This is a genomic window from Streptomyces sp. D2-8, assembly GCF_023184515.1.
Lineage (GTDB): Bacteria > Actinomycetota > Actinomycetes > Streptomycetales > Streptomycetaceae > Streptomyces.
In genome coordinates, this window is record NZ_JAAHBP010000008.1 from 349,475 (window position 1) to 372,782 (window position 23,308).

The following is a 23,308-nucleotide window of genomic DNA, read 5'->3' on the forward strand; positions in this document are numbered from 1 at the left end:
ACACCACACGGACCGAAGTCGGACAGCACAACCGGTCGCCGAGCCAGACAGGCCGACGTCCGCTCCAGGGAAGGACCCTTCGTGAGCGACACCACCGATCTGATGGGCGCACGTGTCGAGGAGACCGCTGCCGCGCCCGCCACGGACGCCTCCGCGCCTGCCAGCGGTGCCGGCTCCCGGCGGCGCCGCGGTACCGGCCTCGAGGGCATGGTGCTGGCCGAGCTGCAGCAGGTCGCATCCGGCCTCGGCATCAGGGGCACCGCGCGTATGCGCAAGAGCCAGCTGATCGAGGTCATCAAGGAGGCACAGGCGTCCGGCGGCGCCGCTCCGGCCGCGAAGGCCGACGCCACCGCCGAGACCAAGCCCAAGCGCCGCGCCACTTCGCGGACCCGTACGGGCGACAACGCCGAGAAGGCGGACAAGAAGGCGGACGCGAAGGAGGCCTCTCAGGCCCCCGCGGACAAGGCCGACAAGGCCGTGGCCCAGCAGCAGATCGAGATCCCCGGCCAGCCCGCCGGGGGCCCCTCCCGTGACGGCGGAGACGACGCGCCCGAGCGCCGTCGTCGCCGGGCCACCGCCGAGGCCGGAGCCCCGGCCTCCGCTACGGAGACCATCGTCGCCGAGGCGAAGAACGACTCCAAGGCCGAGGCGCCGGCCCAGTCGCAGCAGCAGTCGCAGAACAACGAGGCCAAGTCCGACGCCGGTGACGGCGGCGAGGGCCGTCGTCGCGACCGCCGTGACCGCGGCAGGGACCGCGACCGCGACCGCCGGGGTGGCAAGGGCGACGACCAGCAGGGCGGCCAGCGCGGCCAGCAGCAGAGCCAGGGCGGCGGCGGCCGTCAGGACCGCGGCCAGCAGCAGGACGACGACGACTTCGAGGGCGGCCGTCGTGGCCGTCGCGGGCGCTACCGCGACCGCCGGGGCCGTCGCGGACGCGACGACATCGCCTCCGAGCCGCAGATCAACGAGGACGACGTCCTGATCCCCGTCGCGGGCATCCTGGACATCCTCGACAACTACGCGTTCATCCGCACCTCCGGCTACCTGCCCGGCCCGAACGACGTGTACGTCTCCCTCGCCCAGGTCCGCAAGAACGGCCTGCGCAAGGGCGACCACATCACCGGTGCCGTGCGGCAGCCCAAGGAAGGCGAGCGGCGCGAGAAGTTCAACGCGCTGGTGCGCCTGGACTCCGTCAACGGCATGGCGCCCGAATCCGGGCGCGGGCGGCCGGAGTTCAACAAGCTGACGCCGCTGTACCCGCAGGACCGCCTCCGTCTGGAGACGGACCCCGGAGTCCTCACCACCCGCATCATCGACCTCGTCTCGCCCATCGGTAAGGGCCAGCGCGGTCTGATCGTGGCCCCGCCGAAGACCGGCAAGACCATGATCATGCAGGCGATCGCCAACGCGATCACCCACAACAACCCCGAGTGCCACCTGATGGTCGTCCTCGTCGACGAGCGTCCGGAAGAGGTCACCGACATGCAGCGGTCGGTGAAGGGCGAGGTCATCTCCTCGACCTTCGACCGCCCGGCCGAGGACCACACCACCGTCGCCGAGCTGGCCATCGAGCGCGCCAAGCGCCTGGTGGAGCTGGGTCACGACGTGGTCGTGCTGCTCGACTCGATCACCCGTCTGGGCCGTGCGTACAACCTCGCCGCCCCGGCCTCCGGCCGCATCCTGTCCGGTGGTGTCGACTCGACGGCGCTGTACCCGCCGAAGCGCTTCTTCGGTGCGGCCCGCAACATCGAGGACGGCGGTTCGCTGACCATCCTCGCCACCGCCCTGGTGGACACCGGGTCCCGCATGGACGAGGTGATCTTCGAGGAGTTCAAGGGCACGGGCAACGCCGAGCTGAAGCTCGACCGGAAGCTCGCCGACAAGCGCATCTTCCCGGCGGTGGACGTCGACGCGTCCGGCACCCGTAAGGAAGAGATCCTGCTCGCCCCCGACGAGCTGGGCATCGTCTGGAAGCTGCGCCGGGTGCTGCACGCCCTCGACCAGCAGCAGGCGGTCGAGCTGCTCCTCGACAAGATGAAGCAGACGAAGTCGAACGCCGAGTTCCTGATGCAGATTCAGAAGACGACGCCGACGCCCGGCAACGGCGACTGAGGCATCACCACGCAAGAGGGCCGCTCCCCGAATGGGGGGCGGCCCTTTGTGGTGTTCATGTAGAGGTAGGATCACGCTCTCTTCGAACATGTGATCCCGAGGGGGGACATTCGTGGGTAGACCCATGCCCGGGGCGGTCGGCACAGACGCCGGATACGCATCGCGCTGCCCGTCGCCGCGGCCGGTGTCGCCGCCGCCGTGGCCGGCGCGCTGCTGACGACGTCCGCCGGTGCGGCCACCCCGCTGCCGCAGCCGACGATCAAACCCGCCACCAGCTCGCCGTCGCTCGCCGAGCTGGAGAAGCGCGTCGCGGGTGCCATGGCCGGGGACGACGTCGCCGGCAAGACGAGCAAGACCTCGCTCAGCGCCGGCACCACCACGAGCCGGATCGACCCCAAGGTCATCGGCGGCAACGAGACCACCGTCAGCACGGCCCCGTGGATGGCGCAGCTCCACTACTACGACGACCGGGGCACCTCCACCACCGGTGACGACATCGGCTTCTTCTGCGGCGGCGCCGTCGTCGCGCCGACGAAGATCCTCACCGCCGCGCACTGCGTCAAGGGCTACGACTGGAAGGGCAACGGCGCCGTCGTCACCGGCACCGCGCAGCTGCCCTCGGCCGACGGCACCGACCTGCACGGTGGCACCGTCACCGGCATCTGGCGGCAGTGGAACCACCCGTCGTACAACGCGACGACCATCGACAACGACATCGCGGTGCTCAGCCTGCCCGTCCCGGTCAAGGCCACGCCGATCCGGATGACGACGTCCGGCGACACCACGTCGTACAAGGCCGGCACCAGCGCCAAGGTCTACGGCTGGGGCCGCACCAGCTCCACCAGCGACGACATCTCCGAGACGCTGAAGACGGCCACACTGCCCGTACAGTCCGACACCACCTGCGCGGGCTACTACGGCCGGGACTTCGTCAAGGGCCACATGGTCTGCGCGGGCAAGCCCGCCACCGGCAGCGACACCGGCACCGTCTCCGCCTGCAACGGCGACTCCGGCGGCCCGCTGGTCGTGAACAACCGGATCGTCGGTGTCGTGTCCTGGGGCGTGACGGACTGCGTCGCCAAGGGCGCCTACAGCGTCTTCAGCAAGGTGAGCTCGTACGTCGGCGCCGCCTACCCGCGCCTGGACGACACCAACATCAGCGGCGACCACAAGGCCGACCTGTGGGTGCGCAACGCCTCCACCAAGACGGGCTACTCCAAGGACTCCAAGGGCACATCGTTCGCCGCCCGCCAGTCCTGGGGCAACTGGAACGGCGTCAACGTCGTCCTGCAGACCGACCTCGACCGCGACGGCTACCAGGACCTGATCTACCGGCGCAGCAGCGACGGAGACGTCTTCCGGACCCACTACGTGATCTCCAGCGGCACCTGGTCCACCAAGCAGATCGCCGACAACTGGAAGACCCGCACCCGCATCATCACCCCCGGTGACGTCACCGGCGACTACCTGCCCGACCTGCTCTCGGTCGACTCGGCGGGCGTGATGTGGATCTACCCGGGCAAGGGCAACGGCAGCTTCGCGCCCCGTGTGAAGGTCGGCTCCGGCTGGAACCAGTACAACTCCGTGCGCGGCAAGGGCGACTTCAACGGGGACGGCAAGACCGACCTGATCGCCCGCAGCAAGTCGGGCAGCTACATCTACCTCTACAAGGGCACCGGCAAGGCCGGCTCGGGTGCCTTCTCGGCCCGCGTCAAGGTGCGCACGTGGGGCGGCTACAACGCCTTCGACGCGCCCGGCGACGTCACCGGCGACGGCAAGGCCGACTTCCTGGCCCGCACCCCCGGCGGCACGCTCTACCTGTACGCGGGCACCGGCAAGGGGACCAGCGAGATCTTTGCCACAAGGAAGTCCGTGGGCACCGATTTCAAGCAGTACGACATCTTCGGCTGAAACCGCAGGTGAGCGGGTTTCACCCCGCTGTGACGAACACGGACTGTGCCCACCGCCGCACGCGGTGGGCACAGTCCGTTGTGCAACCCTTTCCCGAGTTTCTCCGTCTGACCAGGTGGGGCGACGATAGTGCGAGGAAGGGTCTTCTCCGGCCACGCCTGGCACTGACCGCAGGGGGTAACCGACCGTAGAAGAGCTGAGGAGTACATGGCTGCCGAGAGCACGCCGGACCCGGGCATACCGGGGGACACCGGCACCAACGGAGCACGTCACCGCGGCAAGGGCCGGCGCCGTAAGCCCCAGAAGCGTCACAAGGGCTTGATGATCATGGCCGGGACCGCCGCGGGCATCGTCGTGCTGGGCGGCGTCGGGGCCGGGTTCGTGTACTTCAAACTCAACGGCAACCTCAAGAGCGTCGACATCGACCAGGCCCTCGGCACGGACCGGCCCGAGAAGGCCGACAACGGCTCCGAGAACATCCTCGTCCTGGGCTCCGACACCCGCGCCGGCGGCAACAAGGAGCTCGGTGGCGGCACCGACGACGGCAGCGCCCGCTCCGACACGGCGATGATCGTGCACGTCTACAAGGGCCACAAGAAGGCCAGCGTGGTCTCCATCCCGCGCGACACCCTCATCGACCGCCCGTCGTGCACGGACACCAAGGGCACCGAGCACCCCGCCGCCCACAGCGTGATGTTCAACTCCGCGTACTCCACCGGCGGGGCCGCCTGCGCCGTCAAGACGGTCGAGTCGATCACCGACCTGCGCATGGACCACTACCTGGAGGTCGACTTCGCCGGCTTCCAGACGCTCATCGACGACCTCGGCGGCGTCGAGATCACCACGACCAAGAGCATCGACGACCCCGAGAGCCATCTGAAGCTCAAGGCCGGGACCCACACGCTCGACGGCAGGCAGGCCCTCGGCCTGGTCCGCACCAGACACGGCGTCGGCGACGGCTCCGACCTGGGCCGTATCCAGCTCCAGCAGGCCTTCATCAAGGCCCTGGTCAACCAGTTCAAGGACGTCGGCGTCTTCTCGAACCCGAAGAAGCTGCTCGACCTCGCGGAAACCGCGACCAAGACGGTGACGGCCGACTCCGACCTCGGCTCGGTCAACAAGCTCGCGTCCTTCGCGAACGGCCTCAAGGGCATCAAGCCGTCCAGCATGGACATGGTCACGATGCCGGTGGCCTACGACCCGGCCGACCCCAACCGCGTCCTCCTCCAGGAGAAGAAGGCCGACCAGATCTGGAAGGCCCTGGCGAACGACAGGCCGATCCCGGCGAGCGCCACCAAGGGCACGGCGACCGGTGAGGCCAAGGGCGTCGTCAGCGGCTCCTGAGGGCCGCGCCCCGAGGGAGGGGAACAAACGACGGCAACCCCCGGTTTTGGGAGAAGGCCCCAGTCCTGGCAGACTGGTACGTCGGCTCCGGTTCACGCTCCCGCACCCCGCGGCGGCGACCCGGCGCCCTCCCGAACCTAGGAGACACCTTGAAGCGCGACATCCACCCCGAGTACGTCGAGACGCAGGTCAGCTGCACCTGTGGCGCGTCGTTCACCACCCGCAGCACCATCGAGTCCGGCACCATCCGCGCCGATGTCTGCTCCGAGTGCCACCCGTTCTACACGGGCAAGCAGAAGATCCTCGACACCGGTGGCCGTGTGGCCCGCTTCGAGGCCCGCTTCGGCAAGGCCGCCGGCTCCAAGAAGTAGCGAGCTTCAATTCGCCGGTCCACGGCCGCGCCCCACCGAGGGCGCGCCTGGACCGGCGTTTTTGGTCGCCCGCCCTTCACCCCCGTCCGTACAGGAGCCACAAGATGTTCGAGGCCGTCGAGGAACTCGTCGCCGAGCACGCCGACCTGGAGAAGAGGCTCGCCGATCCGTCGGTCCACTCCGACCAGGCCAACGCGCGCAAGCTGAACAAGCGTTACGCCGAGCTCACCCCCATCGTCGCCACGTACCGCTCCTGGACGCAGACGGGCGACGACATCGGGACCGCGCGCGAACTGGCCGCCGACGACCCCGACTTCGTGGCCGAGGTCAAGGAGCTGGAGCAGCAGCGCGAGGAGCTCACGGAGAAGCTGCGCCTCCTCCTCGTCCCGCGCGACCCCAGCGACGAGAAGGACGTCATCCTCGAGATCAAGGCGGGCGCGGGCGGCGACGAGTCGGCGCTGTTCGCCGGCGACCTGCTGCGCATGTACCTGCGCTACGCCGAGCGCGTCGGCTGGAAGACCGAGATCATCGACGCCACCGAGTCCGAGCTCGGCGGCTACAAGGACGTCCAGGTCGCCGTGAAGACCAAGGGCGGCCAAGGCGCGACCGAGCCCGGCAAGGGCGTCTGGGCGCGGATGAAGTACGAGGGCGGCGTGCACCGCGTGCAGCGCGTGCCCGCGACGGAGTCCCAGGGCCGTATCCACACCTCCGCGGCCGGTGTGCTCGTCACGCCCGAGGCCGAGGAGGTCGACGTCGAGATCAACCCGAACGACCTCCGCATCGACGTCTACCGGTCCTCCGGGCCCGGCGGACAGTCCGTCAACACCACCGACTCCGCCGTGCGCATCACGCACATTCCGACCGGAGTCGTCGCCTCCTGCCAGAACGAGAAGAGCCAGCTGCAGAACAAGGAGCAGGCACTGCGTATCCTGCGCTCCAGGCTGCTCGCAGCGGCGCAGGAGGAGGCGGAGCGGGAGGCCGCCGACGCCCGCCGCAGCCAGGTCCGCACCGTCGACCGCTCCGAGAAGATCCGCACGTACAACTTCCCGGAGAACCGCATCTCGGACCACCGCGTCGGCTTCAAGGCGTACAACCTGGACCAGGTCCTGGACGGCGATCTCGACGCGGTGATCCAGGCCTGCGTCGACGCCGACTCGGCGGCGAAGCTGGCGGCTGCGTAAGGCACGCACGAGCACGTACGAGTACTACGGAGGACTTGCGTGAACCTGCTGCTCGCGGAGGTGGCCCAGGCCACCCAGCGGCTCGCCGACGCCGGCGTGCCCTCGCCGCGTACCGACGCGGAGGAACTCGCCGCGTTCGTGCACGGCGTCAAGCGCGGCGAGCTGCACTCCGTCAAGAACTCCGACTTCGACGCCCGCTACTGGGAGGTCATCGCCCGCCGCGAGGCCCGCGAACCGCTCCAGCACATCACCGGGCGCGCCTACTTCCGCTACCTGGAACTCCAGGTCGGCCCCGGGGTGTTCGTGCCGCGGCCCGAGACGGAGTCCGTGGTCGGCTGGGCCATAGACGCCGTACGGGCCATGGACGTCGTCGAGCCGTGCATCGTCGACCTGTGCACGGGCTCCGGCGCCATCGCGCTCGCCCTCGCCCAGGAGGTGCCGCGCTCGCGCGTGCACGCCGTGGAGCTGTCCGAGGACGCCCTCAAGTGGACCCGCAAGAACGTCGAGGGGTCCAGGGTCGACCTGCGGCAGGGCAACGCCCTCACCGCCTTCCCGGACCTGGACGGTCAGGTCGACCTGGTCATCACCAACCCGCCGTACATCCCGCTCACCGAGTGGGAGTACGTCGCCCCCGAGGCCCGGGACTACGACCCCGACATGTCCCTCTTCTCCGGCGAGGACGGCCTCGACCTCATCCGCGGCCTGGAGCGCACCGCGCACCGGCTGCTGCGCCCGGGCGGCGTGGTCGTCGTCGAGCACGCGGACACCCAGGGCGGCCAGGTGCCGTGGATCTTCGCCGAGGACCGCGGCTGGACCGACGCGGCCGACCACCCGGACTTGAACAACCGCCCGCGGTTCGCCACGGCCCGCAAGGCGCTGCCGTGAGCACACCGGGCGCACCGCGGTCTTCGCGGACTTCATCCCAGCAGCACGTGTACGAGGAGGCCAGCTAAAGATGGCACGGCGATACGACACCAACGACGCGACCGACCGCGTGACCGGTCTGCGCGAGGCAGCGTCCGCCGTCCGCCGTGGCGAGCTCGTGGTGCTGCCGACGGACACGGTGTACGGCATCGGCGCCGACGCGTTCTCCTCGGAGGCGGTCGCCGACCTGCTGGACGCGAAGGGCCGGGGCCGCAACATGCCCACCCCCGTCCTCATCGGCTCCCCGAACACGCTGCACGGCCTCGTCACGGACTTCTCCGAGCTGGCCTGGGAGCTGGTCGACGCCTTCTGGCCGGGCGCGCTCACGCTCGTCGCCCGGCACCAGCCGTCCCTCCAGTGGGACCTCGGGGACACCCGTGGCACGGTCGCCGTGCGCATGCCGCTGCACCCCGTCGCCATCGAGCTGCTGACCGAGGTCGGCCCCATGGCCGTCTCCTCCGCCAACCTGACCGGCCACCCGGCGCCGGAGGACTGCGACTCCGCGCAGGAGATGCTCGGTGACTCCGTCTCCGTCTACCTCGACGGCGGCCCGACCCCCGGCATCGTGCCGTCGTCGATCGTCGACGTGACCCGTGAGGTGCCGCTGCTGCTGCGCGCGGGTGCCATCTCGGCGGACGAGCTGCGAAAGGTCGTACCCGACCTCGAGGTGGCGAATTGACGGCCCCTGGATCGGGGCGTGGCATAGGCAACGGGGAAAGCGCGGCGGAGATCACGACGACCTTCGTGGGACTTCCGCGCGACAGCTTCCGCATCCTCCACGTCAGCACCGGCAACGTGTGCCGCTCGCCCATCACCGAGCGGCTGACCCGCCATTTCGTCAAGGAGCGCCTCGGCATCCTCGGCGGCGGGCTCGTCGTGGAGAGCGCGGGTACCTGGGGTCATGAGGGCGCGCCCATGGAGTCCCACGCGGAGACCGTCCTGGCCGACTTCGGCGCGGACGCCTCAGGCTTCACCGGGCGCGAGCTCCTCGACGAGCACGTGATCCGCGCCGACCTGGTGCTGACCGCCACCAGGGACCACCGGGCGCAGGTCATCTCCATGGGGCACTCGGCGGGCCTGCGGACCTTCACCCTCAAAGAGTTCACCCGCCTGGTCAAGGCCATCGACCCGGCGACCCTGCCGCCCCTGGAGGAGGGCGTGGTCGTGCGCGCACGCGCGCTGGTCCGCGCCTCGGCCGCTCTACGCGGGTGGCTGCTGGCGCCGACCGCCGAGGCGGACGAGGTCTACGACCCGTACGGCGCGCCCCTGACGTTCTTCCGCTCCATCGGGGACGAGATACACCAGGCACTGGATCCGGTCGTCACGGCCCTCACCGGCGTCCCCGCAAAGACGTAACGGCCGAGCGCTCCTCAGGCCCCGGGCCTACATTGGTCGTACGTCAGCGTCGACGCCCGGAGCCCACCATGACGGTCACCCCTGCCATCGAGACCGACGTCCTGCGCCGCCAGGACCCCGAGCTCGCCGACATCCTGCTCGGGGAGCGGGAGCGGCAGTCGACGACGCTCCAGCTGATCGCCGCCGAGAACTTCACGTCCCCGGCCGTACTGGCCGCGCTCGGGTCACCGCTCGCCAACAAGTACGCCGAGGGCTACCCGGGGGCGCGGCACCACGGCGGCTGCGAGATCGTCGACGTCGCCGAACGCGTCGCCGTCGAGCGGGCCAGGGCGCTGTTCGGCGCCGACCACGCCAACGTCCAGTCGCACTCGGGCTCTTCGGCGGTGCTCGCCGCCTACGCCGCCCTGCTCCGCCCCGGCGACACCGTCCTCGCGCTCGGCCTGCCCTACGGCGGCCACCTCACGCACGGTTCGCCCGCCAACTTCTCCGGTCGCTGGTTCGACTTCGTCGGATACGGCGTGGAGGCCGAGTCCGGGCTCATGGACCACGAGCAGGTGCGCACCCTGGCCCGCACGCGCCGGCCCAAGGCGATCGTGTGCGGCTCGATCGCCTACCCCCGGCACATCGACTACGCGTTCTTCCGCGCGGTCGCCGACGAGGTGGGCGCGTACCTCATCGCGGACGCCGCGCACCCTCTCGGGCTCGTCGCCGGGGGAGCGGCCCCGAACCCGGTGCCGTACGCGGACATCGTCTGCGGGACCACCCACAAGGTGCTGCGGGGCCCGCGCGGCGGCGTGATCCTTTGCCGCTCGGAGCTGGCCGAACGGGTCGACCGGGCCGTGTTTCCTTTCACACAGGGCGGCGCGCAGATGCACACCATCGCCGCCAAGGCGGTCGCGTTCGGGGAGGCGGCAACACCGGCGTACGCCGCGTACGCCCATCAGGTGGTGGCGAATGCGCGGGTTCTGGCGGCCCGGCTGGCCGCGGAGGGTCTGGTCGTCACCACCGGCGGCACGGACACCCACCTGATCACCGCCGACCCGGCGCCCCTCGGCGTCGACGGACGCACCGCCCGGGGCCGTCTCGCCGCTGCCGGCCTGGTCCTGGACTGCTGTGCGCTGCCGCACGGCGACGCCCGGGGACTGAGGCTCGGCACGGCCGCGATCACCACGCAGGGCATGGGCGAGGCGGAGATGGCCCGGATCGCCAAGCTGATCGGCGGGGTGCTCCGAGGCGTGACGGAAGCCTCAAGAGCCCGTGAAGAAGTGCGGGAGCTGGCCGGTGGATTTCCGCCGTATCCCGCTTGAGTCGGGGTAAGCGCACCAGGGTGCACAGCCACTCGTGCAACCATCGTCGCTACCCGGAAGTCCCCACCCATATGCGCGCATCGCTAGGGTGAGGGGCTGAGATGGCCAGCGAGACCTGTGGGGAAGCCCGTGCGTGAATACCTCCTGACGCTCTGCATCACGGCCGCGGTGACGTATCTGCTGACAGCGCCGGTACGGAAGTTCGCGATCGTGGCCGGAGCGATGCCGGAGATCCGGGCACGTGACGTGCACCGGGAGCCCACTCCGCGCCTCGGCGGTATCGCGATGTTCTTCGGCCTGTGCGCGGGCCTGCTGGTCGCCGACCACCTGACCAACCTCAACCAGGTCTTCGAGACGTCGAACGAACCCCGGGCGCTGCTGTCCGGGGCGGCCCTGATCTGGCTGATCGGTGTGCTGGACGACAAGTTCGAGATCGACGCCCTGATCAAGCTGGGCGGCCAGATGATCGCCGCGGGCGTGATGGTCGTGCAGGGTCTGACGATCCTGTGGCTGCCCGTCCCGGGCGTCGGCTCGGTCGCGCTCACCCAGTGGCAGGGCACCCTGCTCACGGTCGCGCTGGTCGTCATCACCATCAACGCGGTCAACTTCGTCGACGGCCTGGACGGCCTCGCGGCCGGCATGGTCTGCATCGCGGCCACCGCGTTCTTCCTGTACGCCTACCGCATCTGGTACTCGTACGGCATCGAGGCCGCCGCCCCGGCCACCCTCTTCTCGGCGATCCTGATGGGCATGTGCCTGGGCTTCCTGCCGCACAACATGCACCCGGCCCGGATCTTCATGGGCGACTCGGGCTCGATGCTGATCGGCCTGGTGCTGGCCGCCGGCGCGATCTCCGTCACGGGGCAGGTCGACCCGGACGCGCTCAACCTGTACGTGGGGTCCGAGAAGGAGGCCGTGCACCAGACGGTCCCCGTCTACATCCCGCTGCTGCTGCCGCTGACGATCATCGCGGTGCCGGCCGCCGACCTCATCCTGGCGATCGTGCGCCGCACCTGGCGCGGCCAGTCGCCGTTCGCCGCCGACCGCGGCCACCTGCACCACCGGCTGCTGGAGATCGGCCACTCGCACAGCCGCGCGGTGCTCATCATGTACTTCTGGTCGGCGCTGATCGCCTTCGGCGCGCTCGCCTACTCGGTCAACTCGGCGTCCATGTGGATCGTGCTGGGTGTGGTGTTCCTCAGCGCGATCGGCCTGCTCCTGCTTCTGCTGCCGCGCTTCACACCGCGCGCCCCGCGCTGGATGGAACGCTTCGTGCCGCCGCGTTACCGGCGTCGGGGCTCGGTCGCGGCCCTCGCGCCCGAGGCCTCGACGCCCGCGTCAGCGGCGGACCAGCACGCCCCGGTCGGGCCGGAGAACCGCACCCCCGTGGTGTCCGGCGTCGCCGGCGTCAACGGGGCGACCGCCATCGGCCCCCGTTCGCGTCTGGACCGGCGCAAGGCGGGGACAAGGTAAGAATCTGACTAGAGCATTGCCAAGTCGTGGGGTGGTGATGGGGGTACGAAGCGCCCCAATACCAGACATGTCGGCGGTGTTCTCGCTCAGACGCGCATGTTCACTCTCATGTGTGACAGTGCGCACACCGTCAGGTAAAGACTGCATCAAATAGTTTGTGATACGGTTCACGAGAACCCCCCGGATAGAGCCGAAGGACCGCAGTGCGACGGTCCATTGGCGTGAGGACTCCACTCAGCCCGGGACTACGCTCGTCCATGACGACACCCCTGCCCCCTGCGAAAGCGGAGTTGCCGCCATGCCGTCCAATGACGCCCGGAACCTCTTGCAGTGCGCTGTGCCCACAGCCGCTGCCGGTGTGGTCGTGGTCGCCGTCAGCGGCGTGGTGGCCGGAGGCAAGGGAGCCGTCGGAGCGGCCGTCGGCGCCGTGCTGGCCATCCTCTTCATGGGAATCGGTCTGTACGTTCTCCAGTGGACGGCAAAAACGCTCCCGCAGTTGTTCCAGGCCATGGGGCTGATGCTCTATGTCGCTCAGCTGCTGCTTCTCCTGATCTTCGTCGCCCTCTTCAAGGACACCTCTCTCTTCAACGCGAAGACGTTCGCCCTCGGGCTCGTCATCGCCACCGTCGTGTGGATGGCCGCGCAGGCTCGTGCGCATATGAAGGCCAAGATTTTCTACATCGACCCGGACTCCGAGAAGAGTGAGAAGCCCGAGAAGACCGGGTCGTCGTCGTGACGAGTAGGGGCGCGATAAAGGCCGGTGGGAACTCCTGCTATCGTCCGGTGCCAACTGCGGCATCGCGGGCGCGGGCATCTGAGCTGACGCCTGCTCGAACGCGAGGCTCGATGCCCCCCAGCCGCCCTCACATCCGTAACACCAGTCCAGTGCCGATCCGCGGCTGCGCGCCGCGCCGACACAACGAGGTTGCCGTACCCATGCGTCACGCCGAAGGAGCCCCCGGTGAGTGCTGACCAGACCCAGCTCGCCTTTGACTGGAGCTGTCGGATCATGTCCGACGGGTGTGGTTTTCCGGCACCGGGCCTGCACTCGTTCCTCTTCAAGCCGATTGCCACGGTTGGAGGATTCGAGTTCAACAAGGTGATGCTGCTTGCCCTCATCACCACCATCCTCGTCATCGGCTTCTTCTATGCGGCCTTCGGCAAGGCCAAGGTGGTACCGGGCAAGCTGCAGATGGTCGGTGAAGCCGGTTACGACTTCGTCCGCCGCGGCATCGTCTACGAGACCCTCGGCAAGAAGGAGGGCGAGAAGTACGTCCCCTTGATGGTCTCGCTCTTCTTCTTCATCTGGATCATGAACATCTGGTCCGTGATCCCGCTCGCGCAGTTCCCGGTCTCGTCGATCATCGCGTTCCCGGCGGTCCTCGCCGTGATCGTCTACGTGACCTGGGTCTCGCTGACCTTCAAGCGACACGGCTTCGTCGGGTTCTTCAAGAACATCACCGGCTACGACAAGTCCCTCGGCCCGGTGCTGCCGCTCGTCATGGTCATCGAGTTCTTCTCGAACCTGCTCGTCCGGCCGTTCACGCACGCCGTGCGACTGTTCGCCAACATGTTCGCCGGCCACCTGATGCTGGTGATGTTCACCGTCGCCTCCTGGTACCTGCTGAACAGCTGGATGATCCCGGCGGCCGGTGTCTCCTTCGTCATGACCGTCGCCATGATCGGCTTCGAACTTTTCGTGCAGGCCGTCCAGGCGTACGTCTTCGTACTCCTTGCCTGCACGTACATCCAGGGCGCTCTGGCCGAGCACCACTGAGCCCCGCCCGCCCCCGCAAGTCCCAAGAACGTCCGGTGGCCAACCCCCGCCGGTCCGTGAAAGAGAAGGAAGATTCAGCATGGCTGCCACTGAGACCCTCGCCGCTGTCTCCGGTTCGCTCGGCTCCATCGGCTACGGCCTCTCCGCCATCGGCCCCGGCATCGGCGTCGGCATCATCTTCGGCAACGGCACCCAGGCGCTGGCCCGTCAGCCCGAGGCCGCCGGCCTGATCCGTGCCAACCAGATCCTCGGCTTCGCGTTCTGTGAGGCGCTCGCCCTCATCGGCATCGTTATGCCGTTCGTGTTCGGTCAGTAATCACCTGCTCACCGACACGTTTCGACGAAAGGCACTGATGTGATCGCCAACCTGGTGCAGCTGGCGGCCGAGGAAGAGCAGAACCCGCTCGTTCCTCCGGGCCCCGAGCTGCTCGTCGGCACCATCGCCTTCGCCATCGTGTTCTTCTTCTTCTGGAAGAAGCTGCTTCCGAACATCAACAAGGTTCTGGAGGAGCGCCGCGCGGCGATCGAAGGCGGTATCGAAGAGGCCGAGACCATGAAGGTCGAGGCCCAGAGCGTCCTTGAGCAGTACAAGGCACAGCTCGCCGAGGCCCGGCACGAGGCCGCGCGCCTGCGCCAGGAGGCGCAGGAGCAGGGTGCCACGCTCATCGCCGAGATGCGGGCCGAGGGCCAGCGTCAGCGCGAGGAGATCGTCGCCGCCGGCCACTCCCAGATCGAGGCCGACCGCAAGGCCGCCGCGTCCGCGCTGCGCCAGGACGTCGGCAAGCTCGCCACCGACCTGGCCGGCAAGCTCGTCGGCGAGTCCCTCGAGGACCACGCCCGCCAGAGCCGCGTGATCGACCGGTTCCTCGACGAGCTCGAGGAGAAGGCCGAGGCCGGACGATGAACGGAGCGAGCCGCGAGGCCCTGGCAGCCGCACGTGAGCGTCTCGACGCGCTGACGGACTCCACGTCCGTGAACGCGGGCTCGCTCGCCGACGAGCTGGCCGCCGTCACCGCGCTGCTCGACCGCGAGGTGTCGCTGCGTCGGGTCCTCACCGACCCGGCGCAGGCCGCGGAAGCCAAGGCCGAGCTGGCCCAGCGTCTGCTCGCCACCCAGGTCAGCGGCCCCGCCGCCGACCTGGTGGCCGGCATGGTGCGCTCCCGCTGGTCGCAGTCGCGCGATCTGGTGGACGCGCTGGAGGTGCTGGCCAACACCGCCGACCTCACGGCCGCCCAGCAGGCCGGCAAGCTCGACGACGTCGAGGACGAGCTGTTCCGGTTCGGCCGGATCGTCTCCGGCAGCACCGAGCTGCGCGCCGCGCTGACCGACCGCAAGGCCACCACCTCGGCCAAGGGCGAGCTGCTGCGCAGCCTGCTCGGCGGCCGGGCGCAGCCGACCACCGAGCGTCTGGTCACGCGCCTTGTGACCGCGCCGCGGGGACGTAGCCTGGAGTCGGGACTCGAGTCCCTGTCCAAGCTCGCCGCCGAGCGCCGGGACCGCATGGTGGCCATCGTCACCTCGGCGGTACCGCTGAGCGACCCGCAGAAGCAGCGCCTGGGCGCCGCCCTCGCGAAGCTCTACGGCCGCCGGATGCACCTCAACCTGGACGTGGACCCCGAGGTCCTCGGCGGAATCCGGGTGCAGGTCGGCGACGAGGTCATCAACGGCGCCCTGGTGGACCGCATCGAGGACGCCAGCCGCCGGCTCGCCGGCTGAGCAGCAACTCAATAGGCACAACGTACTTACGACGGCCCTGGTTGGGCCGTGCAGAAGAATCCTGGGGGTCGCCCCCAGACCCCCAAAGTGAAACTTCGGGCCCAACAAGGAGAGCAGGGAACCCAGATGGCGGAGCTCACGATCCGGCCGGAGGAGATCCGGGACGCGCTGGAGAACTTCGTCCAGGCGTACAAGCCGGACGCGGCCTCGCGCGAGGAGGTCGGTACGGTCACCTTCGCCGGCGACGGTATCGCGAAGGTCGAGGGCCTGCCCTCGGTCATGGCCAACGAGCTGCTGAAGTTCGAGGACGGCAGCCTCGGTCTCGCCCTCAACCTCGAGGAGCGCGAGATCGGCTGCGTCGTCCTCGGCGAGTTCAGCGGCATCGAGGAGGGTCAGCCGGTCTCCCGTACCGGTGAGGTTCTCTCCGTCGCGGTGGGCGAGGGCTACCTCGGCCGCGTGGTGGACCCCCTCGGCAACCCGATCGACGGCCTCGGCGAGATCGAGACCGAAGACCGTCGCGCCCTGGAGCTGCAGGCCCCGGGCGTCATGGTCCGCAAGTCGGTGCACGAGCCGATGGAGACGGGCTACAAGGCCGTCGACGCGATGACCCCGATCGGCCGTGGCCAGCGTCAGCTGATCATCGGTGACCGCCAGACCGGCAAGACCGCCCTGGCCGTCGACACGATCATCAACCAGCGCGACAACTGGCGCTCGGGCGACCCGAACAAGCAGGTCCGCTGCATCTACGTCGCCATCGGCCAGAAGGGCTCCACCATCGCCGGCGTGCGCGGCGCTCTGGAGGAGGCCGGCGCGCTGGAGTACACGACCATCGTCGCCGCTCCGGCGTCCGACCCGGCCGGCTTCAAGTACCTGGCGCCGTACACCGGTTCGGCCATCGGCCAGCACTGGATGTACCAGGGCAAGCACGTCCTGATCATCTTCGACGACCTGTCGAAGCAGGCCGACGCCTACCGCGCCGTGTCGCTGCTGCTGCGCCGCCCGCCGGGCCGTGAGGCCTACCCGGGTGACGTCTTCTACCTGCACTCCCGCCTGCTGGAGCGCTGCGCCAAGCTCTCCGACGAGATGGGTGCCGGTTCGATGACCGGTCTGCCGATCGTCGAGACCAAGGCCAACGACGTCTCGGCGTTCATCCCGACCAACGTCATCTCCATCACCGACGGCCAGTGCTTCCTGGAGTCGGACCTGTTCAACGCCGGTCAGCGCCCCGCGCTGAACGTCGGTATCTCCGTCTCCCGAGTCGGTGGTTCCGCGCAGCACAAGGCGATGAAGCAGGTCTCCGGCCGTCTGCGCGTGGACCTCGCCCAGTTCCGTGAGCTGGAGGCGTTCGCCGCCTTCGGTTCCGACCTGGACGCCGCGTCCAAGGCGCAGCTCGAGCGCGGTCAGCGCATGGTCGAGCTGCTGAAGCAGGCGCAGTACCAGCCGATGGCCACCGAGGACCAGGTCGTCTCCGTCTGGGCCGGCACCACCGGCAAGATGGACGACGTCCCCGTCGCCGACATCCGCCGCTTCGAGAAGGAGCTGCTGGAGTACCTGCACCGCAAGGAGCAGGGCCTGATGACCTCCATCCGCGAGGGCGGCAAGATGTCCGACGACACCCTCCAGGCCGTCGCCGAGGCCATCGTGGAGTTCAAGAAGCAGTTCGAGACCTCCGACGGCAAGCTCCTCGGCGAGGACACCCCGGCTGCCGGCAAGTGACGACGGAAGGGACCTGACTCATGGGAGCCCAGCTCCGGGTCTACAAGCGTCGCATCCGATCCGTCACCGCGACCAAGAAGATCACCAAGGCGATGGAGATGATCGCCGCCTCGCGCGTCGTCAAGGCGCAGCGCAAGGTGGCGGCCTCCACCCCGTACGCGACCGAGCTCACCCGCGCGGTCACGGCGGTCGCCGGCGGATCGAACACCAAGCACCCGCTCACGACTGAGCCGGAGAACCCGACCCGCGCCGCGGTCCTGCTCCTCACGAGCGACCGCGGTCTGGCCGGCGCCTTCAACTCCAACGCCATCAAGGCCGCGGAGAGGCTCACGGCGAAGCTCGAGGCCGAGGGCAAGGAGGTCGTCAGCTACATCGTCGGCCGCCGCGGTGTCGCCCACTACAACTTCCGCGAGCGCAAGATCGCGGAGTCGTTCACGGGCTTCACCGACGAGCCGTCGTACGCGGACGCCAAGAAGGTCGCGGCCCCGCTGATCGAGGCGATCGAGACGGAGACGGCCGAGGGCGGCGTGGACGAGCTCCACATCGTCTACACCGAGTTCGTGTCGATGATGACGCAGACGGCGATCGAGGCCCGGCTGCTGCCGCTCAGCCTCGACGAGGTGGCTGCGGAGGCCACGCCCAAGGGCGAGATCCTCCCGCTGTTCGACTTCGAGCCCTCGGCGGAGGACGTCCTCGACGCCCTGCTGCCGCGCTACGTCGAGAGCCGCATCTACAACGCGCTGCTCCAGTCGGCCGCCTCCAAGCACGCCGCCACGCGGCGCGCGATGAAGTCGGCCACCGACAACGCCGGAGAGCTCATCGAGACGCTCACCCGGCTTGCCAACCAGGCCCGCCAGGCCGAAATCACCCAGGAAATCAGCGAGATCGTCGGTGGCGCGAGTGCCCTGGCCGACGCGACCGCGGGGAGTGACCGATAAATGACCACCACTGTTGAGACGGCCACGGCGACGGGCCGCGTCGCGCGGGTCATCGGCCCGGTCGTCGACGTGGAGTTCCCCGTCGACGCGATGCCGGAGATCTACAACGCCCTTCACGTCGAGGTCGCCGACCCGGCGCTGGCGGGCGAGAAGAAGACGCTGACCCTCGAGGTCGCCCAGCACCTGGGTGACGGCCTGGTCCGCGCCATCTCCATGCAGCCCACCGACGGTCTGGTCCGCCAGGCCCCGGTGACCGACACCGGTGCGGGCATCACCGTCCCGGTCGGCGACTTCACCAAGGGCAAGGTGTTCAACACCCTCGGTGAGGTGCTGAACAGCGACGAGGTCCACGAGGGCGAGCGCTGGTCCATCCACCGCAAGGCCCCCGCGTTCGACCAGCTCGAGTCGAAGACCGAGATGTTCGAGACGGGTCTGAAGGTCGTCGACCTGCTCACCCCGTACGTCAAGGGCGGCAAGATCGGTCTGTTCGGTGGTGCCGGTGTCGGCAAGACCGTGCTGATCCAGGAAATGATCATGCGTGTCGCCAACCTCCACGAGGGCGTCTCCGTCTTCGCGGGCGTCGGCGAGCGCACCCGTGAGGGCAACGACCTCATCGCGGAGATGGAAGAGTCCGGCGTTCTGGACAAGACCGCCCTGGTCTTCGGTCAGATGGACGAGCCCCCGGGCACCCGTCTGCGCGTGGCCCTGGCCGGCCTGACGATGGCGGAGTACTTCCGTGACGTCCAGAAGCAGGACGTGCTGTTCTTCATCGACAACATCTTCCGCTTCACCCAGGCCGGTTCCGAGGTGTCGACCCTGCTCGGCCGTATGCCCTCCGCGGTGGGCTACCAGCCGAACCTGGCCGACGAGATGGGCACCCTCCAGGAGCGCATCACCTCGACCCGTGGTCACTCGATCACCTCGATGCAGGCGATCTACGTCCCCGCGGACGACCTGACCGACCCGGCCCCGGCCACCACCTTCGCCCACCTCGACGCGACGACGGTGCTCTCCCGTCCGATCTCCGAGAAGGGCATCTACCCGGCCGTGGACCCGCTGGACTCGACGTCCCGGATCCTCGACCCGCGGTACATCTCGGCGGAGCACTACAACGCCGCGATGCGCGTGAAGAACATCCTGCAGAAGTACAAGGACCTGCAGGACATCATCGCGATCCTCGGTATCGACGAGCTCGGCGAGGAGGACAAGCTCGTCGTCCACCGTGCCCGTCGCGTGGAGCGCTTCCTGTCCCAGAACACCCACGCCGCCAAGCAGTTCACCGGCGTGGACGGTTCGGACGTGCCGCTGGACGAGTCGATCGCCGCGTTCAACGCGATCTGCGACGGCGAGTACGACCACTTCCCGGAGCAGGCGTTCTTCATGTGCGGTGGTCTCGAGGACCTGAAGAACAACGCGAAGGAGCTGGGCGTCTCCTGACCCGGGCAGTGCTCGAGTCATGAGGGGGCGGGGTTCGTCCCGCCCCCTCATTCACGCCTACTAGACTTGTAACCAACACCCGGCGCTCCCGCCGGGTGGTGACCCGAGGAGCCACCCTTGGCTGCTGAGCTGCACGTCGCGCTGGTCGCGGCCGACCGTGAGGTCTGGTCCGGCCAGGCCACCCTGGTCGTCGCGCGCACCACGTCCGGCGACATCGGCGTCATGCCCGGTCACCAGCCGCTGCTCGGTGTGCTGGAGTCGGGCCCGGTGACCATCCGTACGAGCGAGGGCGGGACGGTCGTCGCCGCGGTCCACGGCGGATTCATCTCGTTCGCGGACGACAAGCTGTCGCTGCTGGCCGAGGTCGCCGAGCTGTCGGACGAGATCGATGTCCAGCGCGCGGAGCAGGAGCTCGAGCGCGCGAAGGCGGAGGACGACGCGGAGGCCAAGCGCCGCGCGGACGTCCGTCTGCGGGCTGCCACGGCGGCGCGCTGACCGGAGTCCGCCGTGTGATGACGTCACTCAGCCGCGGCTGGGTACCGGAGAGATCCGGACCCAGCCGCGGCTGAGGCGGATGTGGGTGATTTTTACGTTCCGTTACCTAGGAGACGAGGAGGTCGGTGTCGATGGTCCTCGCTCTGACTGTGTGCGGAATCGTGGTGGCCCTCGTGGTGGTGGGCCTGTTCGTCTTCGGTCTGCGCCGCCGGCTGATCCAGCGCTCGGGCGGCACCTTCGACGCCAGCCTGCGCTGGGACGCCCCGGCCGAGGGCGACACGAACGGCAAGGGCTGGGCCTACGGGGTGGCCCGGTACAACGGCGACCGCGTCGAGTGGTACCGCGTCTTCTCGTACTCGCCGCGTCCGCGCCGCGTCCTGGAGCGTTCCGCGATCGAGGTGGCCGGCCGCCGGGTCCCGGAGGGCGAGGAGGAGCTGGCGCTCCTCTCCGACCATGTGATCCTGGCCTGTCTGCACCGGGGCACGCGTCTCGAACTCGCGATGAGCGAAGACGCGCTGACCGGTTTCCTCGCGTGGCTTGAGGCAGCCCCGCCCGGTCAGCGAGTGAACGTGGCGTAGCCACCTCCGCTCGCTGACCGGGCGGCCTTCACCGGCCTCCACCACCCCCCGGGGCCGTCTGGCGGAGCGCCGATGTCGTCCGGGAGTCAGCCGAGTGGCAGGGGCGTGCCGGCGTGGCTGACGGACAGCGTGCCCGTGCTGCCCGTTTCGTCGACGCTGACCCACGTGCCGTTGTGGTTGATCCCCTCTTCGTTCCCCACGCACGGCTGTCCGACGCTCGGAACCGTGCCTGATGTGCTGGTGCTCGTGTACCCCAGAAGGTTGAATCCCGTGACCTGGTTTCGCTCACGGGCGTCATAGGCCACCGCGCTGCTGACAGCGGCCTGCCGCTTGAGCGTGATGGTGTGGGTCTTCTGGCCCTTGGTGCCGACCCCTGTGCTCCACTCGCACACAGCGCTGTACAGCGTGGTCGCGTCGTACGAGAACGACACTCCGGTGGCGTTGGCCTGCAACTGCTTGTTGTTCCAGCCGAACACCGTCTGGACGTCGCCCTTGCCGACGAATCCCGTGCCGGTCGCCGGATCGAGTGTCACCGCGGCCAGTGCCGGACCGGTGGCGAGTACGACGGCCGCCGCCGCTCCCGCGAGCACTGCCACGGGCATCAGCTTGTTCCTGAGATACATGGTCCCCCCTGAACGAATGGTTCCGTTTGCTGTGTGACGGATCAACTTTCCCCCTCGGCCGACTGCGGCGCATGCACCAACAGTCCCTAGCCGGTGGACCAAAGGTCCCTATGGGGCGTGCGCGGGGGGCGCGCATGGGGCGTGAAAAGTCCGCCGTGGGCAGAGTCGGATCTGCCCACGGCGGAGACGGGGAAGCGCGGCGGAGAACCCGGTAGTTACCGCAGGCCGCTGTCGATGGCGGTCGCCAGCTCTCCGTTGGCGGTGTCTCCGCTGAACTCCCAGAAGAACGCGCCGCCGAGCCTCTGGTTCTTCGCCCAGGTCATCTTCCCGGCGATCGTGGCCGGAGTGTCGTACGACCACCAGTTGCTGCCGCAGTGCGCGTACGCGGTGCCGGCGATGGTGCCGGTGGCCGGGCAGGAGTTCTTCAGGACCTTGTAGTCCTCGATGCCCGCCTCGTACGTGCCCGGAGCCGCGCCGGTCGCCGATCCGCCCGGGGCGGACTGGGTGACGCCGGTCCAGCCGCGGCCGTAGAAGCCGATGCCGAGCAGGAGCTTCTTGGACGGGACACCCTTGGCCTTCAGCTTGGCGACCGCGTCGGCCGAGTTGAAGCCCGCCTGCGGGATCCCCGGGTACGACGTGAGCGGGGAGTGCGGGGCGGTCGGGCCGTCCTTGTCGAAGGCGCCGAAGTAGTCGTACGTCATCACGTTGTACCAGTCGAGGTACGGGGCGGCGCCGCCGTAGTCGGCCGCGTCGATCTTGCCGCCGGAGGAGCCGTCGGCGGTGATGGCCGCGGTGACCAGGTAGTTCGGGCCGAACTCGGTGCGCAGCGCCGACATCAGGTTCCTGAAGGCGGCCGGGCCGGAGGTGTCGCAGGTCAGGCCGCAGGCGTTCGGGTACTCCCAGTCGATGTCGATGCCGTCGAAGACGTCGGCCCAGCGCGGGTCCTCCACGACGGCCTTGCAGGACTTGGCGAAGGCGGCCGCGTTCTGCGCCGCCTGGCCGAAGCCGCCGGAGTAGGTCCAGCCGCCGAAGGAGTACAGCACCTTGATGTGCGGGTACTTCGCCTTCAGCTGGCGCAGCTGGTTGAAGTTGCCGCGCAGCGGCTGGTCCCAGGTGTCGGCGGTGCCGCTGACGGACTGGTCGGCGGTGTAGGCCTTGTCGTAGGCGGCGTAGGTGTCGTCGACGGTGCACTGCCCGTTCTTGACGTTGCCGAAGGCGTAGTTGATATGAGTGATCTTCGACGCCGAGCCCGAGGTCACCAGGTTCTTGACGTGGTAGTTGCGGCCGTAGACGCCCCACTCGGTGAAGTAGCCGAGCTTGACCTTGTCGCCGGTGGGCGGCTCGGTGGTGCCGCCCGTGGTGCGGACCCGGACGGCGCCGCTGACCGGGCCGGTCTGGTCGGCGGTGTCACGGGCCTGGACGGAGTAGGAGTAGTCGGTGCCGGCGATGAGGCCGGTGCCGGTGTACGACGTGCCCGTCACGGTGGCGACCTTGGTGCCGTCGCGCAGGACGTCGTAGTTCTTGACGCCCTTGTCGTCGGTGGCGGCGGACCAGGACAGCTTCACCGAGGTGTCGGTGATGTCCGAGGCGGTGGGGGTGCCGGGGGCGCTCGGCGCGCTGTCGCCGGGTTCCGTGGTGCCGCCGTCGCAGCTGCCGCCGTTGAGCTTGCAGTTCGTGGGGGAGCCGGTGCCGGTGCCGTTGAAGCCGAAGGAGATGGAGGCGCCGGGGGCGAGGGTGCCGTTCCAGGACTTGTTCTTCGCGGTCCAGTGGGTGCCGGAGGAGGTGACGTCGGCGTCCCAGGCGGAGGTGACGGAGGTGCCGGAGGGGAAGTCCCACTCGACGGTCCAGGAGCTGAGGGCCGTGGTGCCGGTGTTCTTCACCGTCCACTTGCCCTCGAAGCCGGAGCCCCAGTCCTGGGTCTTGGCGTAGGAAGCGGTGGCGGACGTCGCGGCCTGGGCCGGGCTCGCCAGGCCGACGAGGCCGGCCAGCGGGAGCAACAGGGTCGCGAACCCTGCCGCGGCTCTGTGTCTGAAGCGCATACTGCGCCTC

At 69.0% G+C, this 23,308-nt stretch carries 22 protein-coding genes; 20 read left to right on the top strand and 2 right to left on the bottom strand.

Annotated features, from left to right (window positions below; all coding sequences use genetic code 11):
* The first annotated feature begins 81 nt into the window (after positions 1 to 81).
* The 20 genes from rho to G3I77_RS17675 all read left to right on the top strand — a co-directional run bounded on the left by rho (position 82) and on the right by G3I77_RS17675 (position 20,636).
* On the top strand, positions 82 to 2,112 hold the full coding sequence (gene rho / locus G3I77_RS17580; RefSeq protein ID WP_248504813.1) for a transcription termination factor Rho: 2,031 nt from the start codon (positions 82 to 84) through the stop codon (positions 2,110 to 2,112).
* Between the two features lie 153 nt (positions 2,113 to 2,265).
* A complete protein-coding gene (locus tag G3I77_RS17585; RefSeq protein WP_248504979.1) occupies positions 2,266 to 4,023 on the top strand; it encodes a trypsin-like serine protease in 1,758 nt (585 codons plus the stop codon).
* A gap of 207 nt (positions 4,024 to 4,230) precedes the next feature.
* A complete protein-coding gene (locus G3I77_RS17590; RefSeq protein WP_248504814.1) occupies positions 4,231 to 5,367 on the top strand; it encodes an LCP family protein in 1,137 nt (378 codons plus the stop codon).
* 149 nt (positions 5,368 to 5,516) lie between these two features.
* Entirely contained in the window at positions 5,517 to 5,738 is a 222-nt protein-coding gene (gene rpmE / locus G3I77_RS17595) for a 50S ribosomal protein L31 (protein WP_003992975.1), read from the top strand.
* A gap of 104 nt (positions 5,739 to 5,842) precedes the next feature.
* Positions 5,843 to 6,919 (top strand): peptide chain release factor 1, encoded by a 1,077-nt coding sequence (prfA, locus tag G3I77_RS17600; protein ID WP_248504815.1) that lies wholly within the window; start codon positions 5,843 to 5,845, stop codon positions 6,917 to 6,919.
* 39 nt (positions 6,920 to 6,958) lie between these two features.
* The gene (gene prmC, locus G3I77_RS17605) at positions 6,959 to 7,804 is read left to right on the top strand and encodes a peptide chain release factor N(5)-glutamine methyltransferase (RefSeq protein WP_248504816.1); all 846 of its coding nucleotides are present in this window, start codon (positions 6,959 to 6,961) and stop codon (positions 7,802 to 7,804) included.
* Between the two features lie 70 nt (positions 7,805 to 7,874).
* Complete coding sequence (locus tag G3I77_RS17610; protein ID WP_248504817.1) at positions 7,875 to 8,522, top strand: L-threonylcarbamoyladenylate synthase; 648 nt, start codon at positions 7,875 to 7,877, stop codon at positions 8,520 to 8,522.
* Entirely contained in the window at positions 8,519 to 9,199 is a 681-nt protein-coding gene (locus G3I77_RS17615; RefSeq protein ID WP_248504818.1) for a protein-tyrosine-phosphatase, read from the top strand. The genes G3I77_RS17610 and G3I77_RS17615 overlap by 4 nt, the downstream gene beginning before the upstream one ends.
* A gap of 68 nt (positions 9,200 to 9,267) precedes the next feature.
* Positions 9,268 to 10,506 (top strand): serine hydroxymethyltransferase, encoded by a 1,239-nt coding sequence (gene glyA, locus G3I77_RS17620; RefSeq protein WP_248504819.1) that lies wholly within the window; start codon positions 9,268 to 9,270, stop codon positions 10,504 to 10,506.
* Between the two features lie 129 nt (positions 10,507 to 10,635).
* Positions 10,636 to 11,979 (top strand): MraY family glycosyltransferase, encoded by a 1,344-nt coding sequence (locus G3I77_RS17625; RefSeq protein WP_248504820.1) that lies wholly within the window; start codon positions 10,636 to 10,638, stop codon positions 11,977 to 11,979.
* 298 nt (positions 11,980 to 12,277) lie between these two features.
* On the top strand, positions 12,278 to 12,715 hold the full coding sequence (locus G3I77_RS17630; protein ID WP_248504822.1) for a hypothetical protein: 438 nt from the start codon (positions 12,278 to 12,280) through the stop codon (positions 12,713 to 12,715).
* 273 nt (positions 12,716 to 12,988) lie between these two features.
* Positions 12,989 to 13,756, top strand: a complete 768-nt coding sequence (gene atpB, locus G3I77_RS17635) for a F0F1 ATP synthase subunit A (protein ID WP_184854058.1) — start codon at positions 12,989 to 12,991, stop codon at positions 13,754 to 13,756.
* A gap of 79 nt (positions 13,757 to 13,835) precedes the next feature.
* A complete protein-coding gene (locus G3I77_RS17640) occupies positions 13,836 to 14,072 on the top strand; it encodes an ATP synthase subunit C (RefSeq protein ID WP_010040161.1) in 237 nt (78 codons plus the stop codon).
* A gap of 39 nt (positions 14,073 to 14,111) precedes the next feature.
* A complete protein-coding gene (locus tag G3I77_RS17645) occupies positions 14,112 to 14,660 on the top strand; it encodes a F0F1 ATP synthase subunit B (RefSeq protein WP_142159450.1) in 549 nt (182 codons plus the stop codon).
* Complete coding sequence (locus G3I77_RS17650; RefSeq protein WP_248504824.1) at positions 14,657 to 15,472, top strand: F0F1 ATP synthase subunit delta; 816 nt, start codon at positions 14,657 to 14,659, stop codon at positions 15,470 to 15,472. The genes G3I77_RS17645 and G3I77_RS17650 overlap by 4 nt, the downstream gene beginning before the upstream one ends.
* A gap of 126 nt (positions 15,473 to 15,598) precedes the next feature.
* Entirely contained in the window at positions 15,599 to 17,188 is a 1,590-nt protein-coding gene (gene atpA, locus G3I77_RS17655; protein WP_248504826.1) for a F0F1 ATP synthase subunit alpha, read from the top strand.
* A 20-nt stretch (positions 17,189 to 17,208) separates the two neighbouring features.
* A complete protein-coding gene (locus G3I77_RS17660) occupies positions 17,209 to 18,126 on the top strand; it encodes a F0F1 ATP synthase subunit gamma (RefSeq protein ID WP_248504827.1) in 918 nt (305 codons plus the stop codon).
* Complete coding sequence (gene atpD, locus G3I77_RS17665) at positions 18,127 to 19,563, top strand: F0F1 ATP synthase subunit beta (RefSeq protein ID WP_107455436.1); 1,437 nt, start codon at positions 18,127 to 18,129, stop codon at positions 19,561 to 19,563.
* A gap of 117 nt (positions 19,564 to 19,680) precedes the next feature.
* A complete protein-coding gene (locus G3I77_RS17670; protein WP_215118518.1) occupies positions 19,681 to 20,058 on the top strand; it encodes a F0F1 ATP synthase subunit epsilon in 378 nt (125 codons plus the stop codon).
* A 131-nt stretch (positions 20,059 to 20,189) separates the two neighbouring features.
* Entirely contained in the window at positions 20,190 to 20,636 is a 447-nt protein-coding gene (locus tag G3I77_RS17675; RefSeq protein WP_189592969.1) for a DUF2550 domain-containing protein, read from the top strand.
* Between the two features lie 86 nt (positions 20,637 to 20,722).
* Here the strand turns inward: G3I77_RS17675 and G3I77_RS17680 are convergent, their stop codons facing one another.
* Positions 20,723 to 21,238 carry a hypothetical protein gene (locus G3I77_RS17680; protein ID WP_248504830.1) on the bottom strand — a complete coding sequence of 172 codons (516 nt, stop codon included), beginning with the start codon at positions 21,236 to 21,238 and terminating at the stop codon, positions 20,723 to 20,725.
* 236 nt (positions 21,239 to 21,474) lie between these two features.
* Positions 21,475 to 23,298 (bottom strand): glycoside hydrolase family 18 chitinase, encoded by a 1,824-nt coding sequence (locus G3I77_RS17685; protein WP_248504832.1) that lies wholly within the window; start codon positions 23,296 to 23,298, stop codon positions 21,475 to 21,477.
* Positions 23,299 to 23,308 lie beyond the last annotated feature (10 nt).